This is a genomic window from Oxalobacteraceae bacterium OTU3CINTB1, from assembly GCA_024123955.1.
Taxonomy (GTDB): Bacteria; Pseudomonadota; Gammaproteobacteria; order Burkholderiales; family Burkholderiaceae_D; genus Rugamonas.
On sequence record CP099652.1, the window covers coordinates 1,109,673 to 1,122,451 of the forward strand.

General features: G+C 65.5%; 10 protein-coding genes. 3 read left to right on the forward strand and 7 right to left on the reverse strand.

Annotated elements, in window-relative coordinates; translation table 11 throughout:
- Positions 1-5 precede the first annotated feature (5 nt).
- Both NHH73_04765 and NHH73_04770 read right to left on the reverse strand, forming a co-directional pair.
- Positions 6-2,480 (reverse strand): TonB-dependent receptor, encoded by a 2,475-nt coding sequence (locus NHH73_04765; protein USX27620.1) that lies wholly within the window; start codon positions 2,478-2,480, stop codon positions 6-8.
- Positions 2,481-2,568: 88 nt separating this feature from the next.
- On the reverse strand, positions 2,569-4,074 hold the full coding sequence (locus NHH73_04770; GenBank protein ID USX27621.1) for a DUF3369 domain-containing protein: 1,506 nt from the start codon (positions 4,072-4,074) through the stop codon (positions 2,569-2,571).
- A gap of 326 nt (positions 4,075-4,400) precedes the next feature.
- Here NHH73_04770 and NHH73_04775 point away from each other — a divergent pair, with 326 nt between their 5' ends.
- Positions 4,401-4,895 (forward strand): DUF3016 domain-containing protein, encoded by a 495-nt coding sequence (locus tag NHH73_04775; GenBank protein ID USX27622.1) that lies wholly within the window; start codon positions 4,401-4,403, stop codon positions 4,893-4,895.
- Positions 4,896-4,928: 33 nt separating this feature from the next.
- Here NHH73_04775 and NHH73_04780 read toward each other — a convergent pair whose 3' ends face one another.
- The 4 genes from NHH73_04780 to NHH73_04795 all read right to left on the reverse strand — a co-directional run bounded on the left by NHH73_04780 (position 4,929) and on the right by NHH73_04795 (position 11,238).
- Positions 4,929-5,372, reverse strand: coding sequence for a thioesterase family protein (locus NHH73_04780; GenBank protein ID USX27623.1), 444 nt, complete (start codon positions 5,370-5,372; stop codon positions 4,929-4,931).
- Between the two features lie 9 nt (positions 5,373-5,381).
- A complete protein-coding gene (locus NHH73_04785; protein USX27624.1) occupies positions 5,382-6,083 on the reverse strand; it encodes a dienelactone hydrolase family protein in 702 nt (233 codons plus the stop codon).
- An 81-nt stretch (positions 6,084-6,164) separates the two neighbouring features.
- A complete protein-coding gene (locus tag NHH73_04790; protein USX27625.1) occupies positions 6,165-9,515 on the reverse strand; it encodes a polymer-forming cytoskeletal protein in 3,351 nt (1,116 codons plus the stop codon).
- A gap of 106 nt (positions 9,516-9,621) precedes the next feature.
- Positions 9,622-11,238, reverse strand: a complete 1,617-nt coding sequence (locus tag NHH73_04795; GenBank protein ID USX27626.1) for a M28 family peptidase — start codon at positions 11,236-11,238, stop codon at positions 9,622-9,624.
- Between the two features lie 188 nt (positions 11,239-11,426).
- Between NHH73_04795 and NHH73_04800 the strand changes: the two genes are divergently transcribed.
- Together NHH73_04800 and NHH73_04805 are read left to right on the forward strand one after the other, a co-directional pair.
- On the forward strand, positions 11,427-11,705 hold the full coding sequence (locus NHH73_04800; protein ID USX27627.1) for a hypothetical protein: 279 nt from the start codon (positions 11,427-11,429) through the stop codon (positions 11,703-11,705).
- 64 nt (positions 11,706-11,769) lie between these two features.
- Entirely contained in the window at positions 11,770-12,048 is a 279-nt protein-coding gene (locus NHH73_04805; GenBank protein USX27628.1) for a hypothetical protein, read from the forward strand.
- A gap of 108 nt (positions 12,049-12,156) precedes the next feature.
- On the opposite strand, the gene NHH73_04810 is transcribed toward NHH73_04805, so the two are convergent.
- Positions 12,157-12,771 carry a hypothetical protein gene (locus tag NHH73_04810; GenBank protein USX27629.1) on the reverse strand — a complete coding sequence of 205 codons (615 nt, stop codon included), beginning with the start codon at positions 12,769-12,771 and terminating at the stop codon, positions 12,157-12,159.
- Positions 12,772-12,779: the final 8 nt, after the last annotated feature.

The following is a 12,779-nucleotide window of genomic DNA, read 5'->3' on the forward strand; positions in this document are numbered from 1 at the left end:
TGAGCTTAGAAAGTGTAGCGCAGGCGGCCGTAGAAATAGGCGCCGTTGAGACCGATCGGATTAATAAAATTGTACGGCAGCGCGCCGCCATAGGTGGCGTTGTTAGTCTGGCGCACGCGCTGCGGGTAGCGGTCGAGGATGTTGTCGCCGCCGACGGCCACCGTCAGCTGTTTGGTCAGCTTGTATTGCGCCTCCAGATCCAGGGTCCAGACGGCGCCGAAGCGCTGGGCGTTGACGCCGTCGATGACCTCGGCGTCCTGGTCGTAGGAGAAGTCCTTGAGCGGGCCGAAACGGGTGGCCTTGGCTTGCAGGCTCCACTGCGCCGCCTGCCAGTCGGCGCTCAGTACGAGCTTGTTCCTGGGCGAGGCGTTGCGGATGCGGAACAGGCTCATGTCGGTCAACAAGGTCAGGTCCGGGTCGATCTGCGACAGCGCGGCGGAACTTTGGCGCGCCTTGTCGATGCGGGTCTTGTTCAGGTTGAGCGCCGCGTTCAGGTCGAGCTTGCCGCCCGCGAACGGCAGGTCGTGGTTGACGACCGCGTCGAAGCCGGTGGTGGTGGTGTCGAGCAGGTTGGCCAGGTAGGCCACCGATTGGATGTCGGTGCGGCCGATGCCGGCCAGGTAGGCGGTGGCGGCGTCGCTTTGCAGGTCGCTGGTACGGGTGATGCGGTCGCGGATCTTGATGCGGTAGGCATCCAGGGTGACGCTGGTGTTGCGCTGCGGACGCCAGGCGGCGCCGATCGACAGGTTGGTGGATTTCTCCGGTTTGAGCGACTCGGCGCCAAAGGCGCGCGCCAGCGGATCGCTGGCCGGCAGCAGCGAGGCCGTTTGCAGCGCGCTGCCGTCCTCGTTGAAGTTCAAGGTCGAGAAGCGGAAGCCGGTCTGCACCAGCGCCGGCGCGCGGAAGCTGTTCGACAGCGAGCCGCGCAGCAGGAAGCCGTCGCTCAGTTTGTAGCGCGCCGACAGCTTGCCGGTGCTGGCGGTGCCGAAGTCGCTGTAGTCCGAGTAGCGGGCGGCCGCGCCCAGCAGCAGGCGGCTGGTGACGTCGCTTTCGATGTCGGCGTAGACCGAGCGGATCGAGCGGCTGCCGTCGAAGGCGTCCTGCGGGCGCAGTCCGGGACCGGCCTGGGCGCCCGGCGGCGCGCCTGGCACGGTGCCGGCGGCGTACGAGGCCGGGTCGCCCGGCGAGCTTTGATAGCTCTCGCGCATGTACTCGGCGCCCAGCGCCAGGTTGAGCGGCGCGCCGATGCCCAGATCGAGTTCGCGCGTGACGTCGGCGTTGACGGCGTTTTGCTTGAAGTCGAAGGTGGCGAGGTGGAAGCTGGTCGGGCTGGCGGCGCCCAGCGAGGCGTTGACCGAGTTGGACAGGTCGTAGTCGAACTTGTTGCCGCCGTGGCGGGCGCTCAGGTCCCAGTTCCAGGCGCCGCTGGCCAAGCGCAGGCCGGCAACGATACTGGTGTCGGTCATGTCGCCGTTGGTGTTCGGGCGGTAGCCGTTGGGGTAGATGGCTGACACGTTGGACGGGTCGCCGGGGTAGCGGAAGTAGGCGCTGCCGTCGGACTTTCGCTTGTTGACTGTGGCGAAGGAATAGGCGTCCACGCCGGCCCCCAGCGGCACCAGCGCGTTGTAGAACAGGTAGTGGTTTTTTTGCTGCGAGTCGCCGGATTTGAACACCACCTGGCCGTCGAGCGCCAGGTCTTGCGGGGTGGAGTTCCACGAGGTCCAGCCGGCGTCGCTGCGGCCGGCGCGGTTGGTCGGGTTGCGGTCGCGCGTTTCGGCGCCGAAGCGCACGAAGCCGGCGTCGCCGACCGGCACGCCGTAGTCGGCGCTGACGATTTTGGTCTGGCCGTCGGTCTTGGTGTCGTTGGTCGGCTTGAAGTCGGTGTGGTTGGCGCCGTAGCTGACCGAGGCCGAGCCGCCGCTGCGCGCTTTCTTGAGCACGATGTTGATGACGCCGGCGACGGCGTCGCTGCCGTATTGGGCGCCGGCGCCGTCGCGCAGGATTTCGATGTGGTCGATGGCGCCCGGCGGAATGGCGTTGACGTCGACCGGTACGGTGCCGGCGAAGCTGCTTTCGGTGTCGAGCACCGCGCTGGCGTGGCGGCGTTTGCCGTTGATCAGTACCAGCACCTGGTCGGGCGCGAGGCCGCGCAGCTGGATGCCGCGCACGGAGTCGGCGGCGCCGCTCGATTCGATGCGCGGAAAGTTGATCGACGGCGACAGGTTTTGCAGGGCGGCGCCGAGGTCGCCGCTGGCGAGGGCGTTTTCCACCTCGCGCTGGCCAAAGCGGTCGATCGGCACGGCGCTGTCGAACACGGTGCGGTTGCGGGCGCGCGAGCCGACCACGGTGACCTGGTCGATGGCGGCGGTGTCGGTGGTGGACGCTTGCTGCGCCCGGGCGGCTGGCAGCGACGACAACAGCAGCGCGCAGGCGATGACGCTGCGGCGCAGGGGCAATCGGGGGAGGGTGTGGCGCGGCATGACGGATTCCTTGCTTGGTCTGGACCAGTATCTTACGAGCAAGGAATTCCGTTTAACAACAACCGATTGCAAATATGCTTATGCGCGTCTAGTCCGGGAAGCGCTCGTTGATGGCGACGGCTTTGTCGATGTTTTGCACCAAGAGGTCGACGTAGACCGGGTCCAAGTGCTGGCCGGCCACTTCGCGCAGGTGTTCGACCACTTTTTCGATCGGCCAGGCGTCCTTGTAGCAGCGCTTGTGCATCAGCGCGTCGAAGACGTCGGCGACGGCGACGATGCGCGCGTACAGGTGGATGTCATGGCCCTTCAATCCCTGCGGATAGCCGCTGCCGTCGAATTTTTCGTGGTGCTGGTGGGCGATGACCGCCGCCGCCTTGAGGATCGGCCGCTGCGAGCCGTCCAGGATCGACAGGCCCACCGTCGGGTGCTGCTTCATGATTTCCCATTCGGCGGCATCGAGCTTGCCCGGCTTGAGCAGCACCGCGTCCGGCGTGGCGATCTTGCCGATGTCGTGCATCGGCGCGGCGTGGCGCAGCACGGCCGTCTCGTCCTCCGGCATGCCGGCGGCGGTGGCCAGCAGGTGGCATACCTCGGCCATGCGGCGCACGTGGTTGCCGGCCTCGTTGGAGCGCGATTCGACGACGTCGCCCAGGCGCAGGATCAGTTCGGCCTGGGTGTCGGTGATTTCCTGGGTCAGCAGGATGTTGTCGAAGGCGATGGCGACGCCCGAGCAGAACACTTCCAGCAGCTTGGTGTCGATTTCGGAGATTTCCTCGACGCCCTTGAGGATCAGCAGCGAGGCCTTGCCGCTGTTGTTGGGGAAGTAGCCGATGTAGGTGTCGCCCTCCACGCGCGAGATCTTGTTGCTCTTGGCCGCGTCGAGCTGGGCCAGCACCGCGTCGTTGAGCAGGGTGCCCTCGTCGTCGCCGATCTGGGCCAGCACTTCGTATTCCTGCTCGCCGCCGAAGGCGGTGGCGCCGCGCAGGCGCAGCAGCATGCTGTGCTCGAGGCGCAACAGCGCGACCACTTGCTGCAGCAGGCCGTTGGCGAAGTCCTTGAGGTTGCGTTGCTGGAAAATGTGGGCCGAGGCGGCGATCACGCGCTCGAGGCCTTCGCGGTAGTTGGCCTGCGAACGGCGGGCTTCCTCGACCTTCATGATGTCGCGGTAGGCGCGCAGCGCGGCGAAGGTGGTGGTGAACAGCTTCGTGCGGTCGAGTTCGGTCTTCTCTTTGTAGTCGTTGATGTCGTAGTTGACGATCACCCGTTCCTCGGGCGCCTGGCCGGGCTGGCCGGTGCGCAGAACGATGCGGGTGAACTGGTTGTCGAGGTCCTGGCGCATCCAGCGCGCCACTTCGAGGCCGCTGTCTTCCTTTTCCATCACCACGTCGAGGAACACAAGCGCGATGTCGCTTTCGCGCGCCAGCACTTCCTTGGCCTCGGCGCCGCTGTAGGCGTGCACGAAGGTCAGCGCGCGGCCGTCGAGGCGGAAGCGGCTCAAGGTGAGCTTGGTGATGTCGTGGATGTCCGGTTCGTCATCGACCAACAGAACTTTCCACGGTGCTAACTTGGGCGAAGCAGATGACAAAAAGGACATAGGGGAACGTTCCGCTAAATGACGTATGGATTAAATTTGATTGTAATCGTGTCCCACGCCATTAACAACAAGCAATAAAATTTCCTGCTGCTTTGCACAACACTCCGGGGCGGGACGGCGTTGTGTTAGTTTTACGTAACACTACGTATGAGCTGAACAATACTTTGATTCGGGCAATATTGCTATCCCGAAGTGAAATATTTTGACGGAACGGCGGCGCTTTGCGGTTGCGCGGGCATTGGTAACAAATCGATTCAGGCCGCGCGGGGACGGCGGAAAAGGGCTATATTATTTACTATGAATGTACCCCGTGAAGGAGTAGCACAATGCGCCTGATGACCAAACCCTTGCTGGCCGCCGCCCTGGCGCTGCTGGCCAGCGGCGCCGCGTGGGCCGACGTGAGCGTGACGTTCGTCAAGCCGGACGAATTTATCGACATGCCGCGCAGCCCGATCGAGCGCGAGCGCCTGCAGAAGGATTTCGCCGAGTATTTTGCTTCGCTCAACAAGCGATTGCCGGCCGGCCAGAACCTCAAGATCGAGGTGCTCGATATCGACCTGGCCGGGCAACTGTGGCCGCGCCGCAGCGGCGGCGAGGACATCCGCATCATGCGCGGCGGCGCCGATTGGCCGCGGATGCACCTGCGCTACACGCTCGAGGAGAACGGCCAGGTGCTGCGCAGCGGCGACGAGCAACTGTCGAACATGAATTACCAGCAGCGCATGGGCCGCCATTCGGACAGCGACCCGCTGCGCTATGAAAAGCAGATGATCGACGAGTGGTTCGGCAAAACCATCGTGCCGAAGGTGGCCAGCCGCTGATTCGCCGAACCGCTGCCGGACCACGGCAGCCCGTCAGCCCGGCTGGGCGGCCTTGGGGAAGTGCGCCAGGAAGGCCTTCGGCATCGGCGCCACCTGGCCGCTCTGGAAGTTGAAGAACACGAAGCCGTACTTGGCCATGGCGATCAGCTTGCCGTCGGCCGGGCGCGTGACGCGGAAGATCAGGTCGCCGCCGTAGCGGTTGACGTCCATCACCCCCACCTCGAACAGCAGCAGGTCGCGCGCGTGCGCCTCGGCCTTGAACATCGTCGCCAGGTCGGTGACGATGGTGCCCAGGCCGTCGGCGTCGATCTCCGGCGCGCCGAAGTGCGCCAGGAACAGCGCGCGCGCCTCCGACAGCATGGAGACCATCGAATCGTTGCCCAGGTGGTTGGCGGCGTTGATGTCGGTGCTGCGCACCGCCATCCGGGTCTCGAAATAATACTGGTCTTCGGGGAAGTCCAGGGTCAGGCGTGCCATGGCGCCCCTTTACAGTTGTTCGCCGAGGAACACCAGCGTGTGGCCGTGCGCCTGGGCGGCGGCGCGCTGCTGGTAGCTGTCGCGGTGGTTGCAGTTGAAGCCGTGCTCGGCGCCCTCGTAGACGTGGATCTCGACCTGGTCGTTGCTGTCGAAGCGTTCGGCGATGCTTTTGACGGCGTCGGCCGGGATGTGGCTGTCGGCGCCGCCGAAGTGCATCAGCATCGGTCCCTTGATCTGGTCGGCGCGGTCCAGCCCATTCTGGATGCCGCCGCCGTAGTAGCACACGCCGGCGTCGACCAGGCCGTTGGCCAGGGTGTGGTAGGACAGCTTGCCGCCGAAGCAGTAGCCGACCGAGGCGACCTTGTGGGCGGCGACGGCGTCGAGCCCGCGCAGCACCTTGACGGTGGCGGCGATGTCGGCCTGGGCGCGGTCGACGTCGGTGGCGTTCATCAGTTCGACGGCGCGCTTCCAGCCGTCGCCGTCGTAGGCCAGTTCGATGTGGGCGCCCTCGCGCCAGAACAGGTCCGGCGCCAGCACCACGTAGCCGTCGGCGGCGTACTGGTCGGCGACGTTGCGGATGTGCTGGTTGACGCCGAAGATTTCCTGAAGCAACACGATGCCCGGGCCCTTGCCGGAGCGCGGCAGCGACAGGTAGGCTTCAAACTTGCCGTCGGCGGTGTCGACGTCGATCCACTTCGAATTGGTTTCCATGGCGTTCCTTGTAGGGGCAGAAAGCGGCCATCCTACCTTGTTTCGCGCGCCCTTGCAGCGCGCGCGGCCGGAGCGGGCGCGTTAGTACACCTCGCGCCGGTAGACCACCGGGCCGGAACGGTAGATGCCGAAGGTGGCGCGGCCGACGCTGCTGGGCAGGTAGTAGATCAGCGATCCGAGCGAGACCTCGGCCCAGCCGATCTCGGTCGTCACCGGCGTGGGCGGCGCCACGCGGAAGGTGCCCTTGCCGTTCTTGAGCACCAGCGTGGACGGCGCGGGGGCCGCCTTCATCGCCGGGCAGCGGCCGGCCAGGCCCTTGACGCAATTGTCGAACTTGATGAAGTTGGCGATCGCCCCGCTGGTCGCCTGCACCTGCGGGTTGAACACGTAGCCGACCGGCATGTAGTACTGCGCGCTGGCGTCGACCGGCACGCTGCCGTTGGGCGAGCCGTAGGTATTGGCGACCAGCAAACGGCCGCTGACCACCGTCAGCGGCGCCTCGACCGAGACGATCTGGGGCGCCGGGGCGGGCGGCGTGGGGCGTTTGGAGGTGACGCCGTCGCTGTCCACGGCGCGGATATAGGTCGTCACCGGCAGCACGTCCTTGGCGCTGAAGAGGAAGCGGGGCATGTTGTCGACCGGCGCCGCCAACTTGCCGACGCCCTTGTCGAAAGCGAAATTGACGCCGGTGGTTAAGGCCCCGTCGGCCGGGCGTATCCAGTCGAGCTGGCCGCCGGCCGTGGCGACGCTGCCGCCGGCGGCCGTCAGCGCCGACAGCGTCACCGCCTTGGCGTAGGCGCCCGAGTGGTTCAGCGTGAGCGCCGGCGGCGTCGCGCCGTTGTAGGCCAGCACCTTGACGAAGAACGGCTGGCCGGAATGGACGAAGCTGGTCGTGGCCGGGCCGCACGGCCGGGTGGCGTCGCTCAGGCCGGCACAGCTCATGCTGCGGCCCTCGGCCGGGATGGCTGGCGGGGCGACGGAGCCGTCGACCTCCTGGTTGCTCATCAGCACCGTGTCGAAGTGGTCCGGAACGAAGCGGGCCACGGTCAGCGTGCCGGCCGTTTTGAAGGCCTTGTCGGCAAAGCCCATGTAATAGCCGGTGGGGTTGAACAAGGTCACGTCCAGTTTGATCGCGCCGGTGTCGCTGAAGCTCCACAGCCCGGTGGCGTCGTCCAAGCTGGTGTAGACGCCGCCGCTGACGACCTTGAACTTGCCGGCGGTGATCAAGCCGTTCTTGCGGGCGGCGTCCGGGTTGCCGTTGGCATCGATGTTGGCGATGCCGGAGGTGATCGTGATGCCTTCGGCCGAAGTTTCCTTGCCGAAGTTGGTGGTGACCTTCTTGTCGCCGTTGACGGCGCTGATCTTGACGATGAAGCCCTCGCTGGCCCTGGCGAACACGCCGTCGGCCGCCATGGTCGCGGTGTTGGCTTTGGTCAGCACGCTGGTCGCCTCGATCAGGAACTCCTTGGGCGCGGCGATGAAGCTGCTGCTGCCGATGGCGTTGAAGCCGGCGCCGGCGAAGCTGCCGTTGAGATTGATCCTGCCGACCTCGGCGTATTGCAGCGGCACAGTGGCGTAGCCGTCCTTGTCGAAGGCGAACGGCACGGCGACGGCGGCTTTGCGGCAGTCCAGGCTGGCGCTGCCGACCTTGACGTTGACGTCGGCGGCCTTGTCGGCCGCCGGGCTGTCGAACGCGCACGACAGGTCGATGTTGACCGTCTGGTTGGCCACCAGCGGCACGCAGCTCTGGTTTTGCGCGGAGGCCTTCTTCGCCTGGATGGTGACGGTGGCGCCGCCGGCCATCGACACGTGGTTGCTGGCCGAGATGTCCAGTCCGGTGGTGCCAAATTTCATCTGGCACTGCAGCGACGGGTCGCTGGTGCTGGTGTTGACGCAGGTGGCGGCGTTGAGCGCGCCCGTGGCCGACAAGGTGGCGGTGCCGGCCGTGGTCTGCTCGACCGTGGCGCTGGTGGTCTCGCCGCCGCTGAAGCTGAACGATTTGCCGCCCGGCTGCAGCGTGACGGTGGCCGTGCCGGTGTAGTTGGGGAGCGCGCAGGCGCTGTTGGCGCAGGCGGTGACGGTGACCGGCTGCGGCTGGCAGGTGAGCGCGCTGCCCGGTTGGGTGATGCGGAAATGGTGCACGCCCGACGGCGGCGGCGCGCCGCAGGTGGGCTTGTAGTTGCTGTCGGCCCGGGTGACGCAGCTGCAGCCCGAGGCGCCGGCGCCGGTGCAGGTGATGGTCTTGCTGACGCTGGCGCCGTAGTCGAGGAAGATGGCGTTGACCGAGGCGTTGCCGTTGATGTTGTCGCCCGAGGCGTGGGTGGTGACGTTGCGCGCCGACAGGTCGCCGTTGATGGTGGCGCCCGAGCCGATGTCGATGTCGCCCTTCATCGTGACGTTGCCGTTGACGACGACGTTGGACGCGGCGATCGTCAAGGCGGTGCCGGTGAGGTTGCCGTTGACGGTGTTGCCGCTGCCGATCGTGAGCGAGGTGCCGGCGTTGATGTCGCCCTTGATGGTGACGCCGGAGGCGTTCAGATCGACCTTGGGCGAGTCGATCTTGCCGGTGACGCTGGCGCCGCTGCCGACCACCAGCGAGGTGGTGGCGGTGATGTTGCCGACGACAATGGCGTTGGCCGCGCTCAGTTCGACCGTGGGGGCGTCGATGTCGCCCGCCAGGCTGCTGCCCGAGGCCAAGGTGAAGGCCGAGGCGGAGATGTTACCGCTGATGGTGGAGCTCGAGCCGGTGGTGACGGCGCCGCTGCGCCCGCCGTTGATGCCGGGGATGCCGGTGATGCCGCCCTTGACGGTGGAGGCCGAGCTCAGGCTGACGGTGCCGCTGGCGTCGATGCCGCCGTCGATGCGCAGGCTCGAGCCTGCCGTCACCGTTGCCGCCGTCAAGGTGCCGGTGATGGTGGTGCTCGAGCCGAGGTTGGCCAGGCCGCCGACGGTGACATTGCCGTTGATGCGGGTCGACGGACCGCCGGTGGCGATGGCGGCGGCGGTGACGTTGGCCGTGACGGTCTGGTCGTTCGCGCCGAGTCGGAAGGTGTCGTCGGCGGCCAACGTGCCGCCCGCCACCTGGGTGTTGTTGGTTTGCAGGCCGCGCAGATCGAGGTCGCCGCTGGCGCGCAAGACGGCGCTGCCGCTCATCTTCAGTACCTGGGCATAAGTGAAGGACACGTCGGTGCCGACCACCACCGTGTAGCCGCTGGCGATGGTGATGTCGTTGACTTGCGACAGGGTGGGGCAGTTGTAGGTGCTGCCGGCGCGCGTGCAGCCGGTGACGTTGCCGCCGTTGAAGTTGTCCTGGGCGGCGTGGGCCGCGAAGGGCGCCAGCCAGAACGCGAGCGCCAGCGCCATGGCGGCGCCGGCGCGCCGCAGCGCGGGCGTCGTGAGTAAAACGACAAGCCTGAAGAAATTGAAAGTCATACGCCACCCGAACATGCCTGTCAGCATTATAGGGCGTTTCGGGTGTTGCTCTGTGGCATATATCAGACGCCGGCCGGATTGGCCGGCGTTGTTTGGCCCTTGTCGGTTAGCGCTTGACCTTGCCGAAGGCGTCGCCGGCCTTCCAGGTCTGCATGGCCGGGGCGTTGGCCACCGCGTAGCCCAGGTTGAGGGTGAACTGCGCCTGCTGCACCATGCCCGACAAATCCCACTCCGGACGGTACTCGTCGGTGACCTGGTGGTAGTCCTTCTTGAAAGCGACCAGCTTGGCGCGCGACGGTTCGAGGTCTTTGACGAAGGTGAAGTGGCCGTCGCCGGAGAACACGGCCGAGCCGACGTTAAAGGCCGGCACGCCGGCCTTGGCAAAATTGAAATGGTCGGCGCGGAAGAAGGCGCCCGACAGGTCCGGGATGGCCGGCGCCAGGGTCAGGCCCATTTTTTTGGCGACCGCGCCGGCGGCCTCGTACAGGCTGCTGCGCTCGGCGCCGGCGACGCCGATATCGCTGGTCTTGCCGACGAAGTTCATGCTGTCGAGGTTGAGGTCGGCCGTGGTCTTGTCGAGCGGCCAGGCCGGGTTTTGCACGTAGGCGGCGCTGCCCAGCAGGCCCTGTTCCTCGGCCGCCGGCCACAGGAAGATCTGGGTGCGCCTGGCCGGGTGCTTGACCGCCTCGGCGGCCATGACCAGCAGCGCGGCGGTGCCGGATGCGTTGTCGATGGCGCCGTTATAGGTATGGTCGGTCTTGTCGTCGCGGCGCACGCCCTCGTCGATGCCCAGGTGGTCCCAGTGGGCCGAATAGATCACCGCCTGTTCCTTCAGCTTGGCGTCGGTGCCCGGGACGATGCCGGCGACGTTGAACTGCTCGATCTGGCGCACGGCGCTGCGCACCTCGGCGTGGACCTTGATGTTGAGGTCGACCGGCGTGAAGTCGCGCCGCTCGGCCTTGGCGCGCAGCGCGTCCAGGTCGAAGCCGGCGGCGGCGAACAGCGCCCGCGCGGTGTCCTCCTGCAGCCAGCCCTCGACCGGGTTGCCCTTGCCGGCCAGGTGGAAGCGCTCGTGGCCAAAGCCGTTGGCCGGCACGCTCCACGGGTAGGAGGCCGATGGCGTGGTGTGGATCAGCAGCGCGCCGGCGGCGCCGCGCCGCACCGCCTCCTCGAACTTGTACAGCCAGCGGCCGTAGTAGGTGTAGGCCTTGCCGGCGAAGCGGTTGGGCTCCTCGGCGGTCGGCTGCGGGTCGTTGACCATCATGACCAGGATCTTGCCCTTCATGTCGACGCCCTTGTAGTCGTCCCAATTTTCCTCCGGCGCGCTGGCGCCGTAGCCGACGAACACCAGCGGCGCGTCGACGGTGACGTCCTGTTTGCCGCTCATGGTGCCGAAGACGATCTCGGTGCCGGTCTTGGGGGCGATGGTCTTGCCGCCGGCGTCGAAGCGCACCAGGCTCCCGGGCAGCAGCTTGGTGCCCTCGATCTTGACGGACTGGCGGTAGCCGCCGCCGGCCAGCGGTTTGAGGCCAATGATGGCGGCCTGCGTCTCCAGGTAGCGCACCGTCAGGTCGCCGCCGCGCTGGCCGGTGCCGCGCCCTTCGAACAGGTCGTCGGCCAGGAAGGACAGGTGGGCGCGCAGCGGCGCCTCGGCGACGACGGGTTGTTGGGCGTGTGCCTGAAAGGCGATGCCGGCGGCGAGGGCTAACACTGTGAGACGCATGTTCATTCCTAGGTTGTGGTTATCTTGCTGACGCGGGACATCTTACTGGATTTTCGACCGTTTGTAAGCGAGTGTAAGAGTCGGTAAGAGGTTGTAAGGGCGGTCAACTCATCGGTGGCGCCGGCCGTTTTCTGCTCATGCGACACGGGATGGTCCCGCTGCCCAAAACCAGAAAAAGGAAACACATCATGACCAAAATTATCGCTTCCCTGATCGCCGGCCTGTTCGCCACCGCAGCATTCGCCCAGACGCCAGCCGCCGCGCCAGCCGCGCCTGAAGCCAAACCGGCCGTCGCCGCCGAAGCGAAGACCACGACCAAGACCGAAGTGAAGAGCGAAGTTAAAACCGACAAGCACGGCGCCCGCAAGGTCAAAACGGTCAAGGAAACCAAAGAATCCAAAGTCGCAGCCCCCGCCACCGAGACGGTGACCAAGGTTGAAACGAAAGAAGTAGCAGTGAAGAAGTAAAAAAAAGGGTCAGTTTTACTAAAATAATTTAAATAATTTATATCGTTTTAAAAGGATCTATATCATGAAGAAGATTATCGCTACCCTGGCCGTCACCTTGTTCGCCGGCGCTGCTTTCGCCCAGGCTCCTGCAACGCCAGCCACGCCGGCGACGCCTGCTAGCCCGGCAACGGCAACCGCCGCGACGCCGGCCGCACCAGCGGCGCCGCATGAGCACACCGCCGCGAAGAAAACGCATCACAAGAAGGCCAAGGCTGAAAAAGAAGCCAAGCCTGCAGCTGCGGAGCCGGCGACCCCGGCGACCCCGGCAACCCCGGCAACCCCGGCAACGCCAGCCAAGTAATCCAGTCGTAAGCTTCACCAGCTGGCGCACGACGTGCCGCCCCGGACCTTCGGCCTGGGCGGCGCAAGAAAAAAGAGAGACGGGATACGACCCGCCTCTCTTTTTTTGTTAGTACGCAGTGTCCTCAACACGGTAGCGAAATTTGCGCCGCTCCGGCAAATCCCATCCGGGATCGAAGTCCTCTTTTTTTACCGGAACTGTTCGAGTTGGATTCGCAGCGGGGGCATCTGGCGGCAGAGCGGTAGGAGCGTACTCGGGAATGTTTGGTTTCGCAGTTGACGCCAGGTCTCGATTCATATTCTCTTGCGCCAGTTCTTCGCGTAGTAGTCCCGCCATCTTGTACTGCTTGTCGCCGGGACGGCGTACCGATAAATCGAACCATGCGTTGCGCGCAGTGCGGGCGAAATGCCGCGCGAACTGGTTGGGTGAGACGGACTGGCCGTCGTGAATGATTTTGTCGCCTTCGACGCGGGCGTAGTTATGCTCGCCATAGCTCCACGAACGCAGAATCGTCCCTTCGGGCAGGAAAAGCGTTTTCCATTGATAGCCTCGAATGCCGATCCGATCAGCATTGGGAGGCAGTTCGTTTTTGGAATCGAGCCAGAACTCTAGCGCGATATTGAGCGCCTCCGAGACATCATGCGAGTCACTGCGCATGCGCAAATACTCGATCAGTCGGAGCAGGGTGGGGGTAGAGAGCTGCGCGGCCACTGTGGTAAACATTCGTTTTT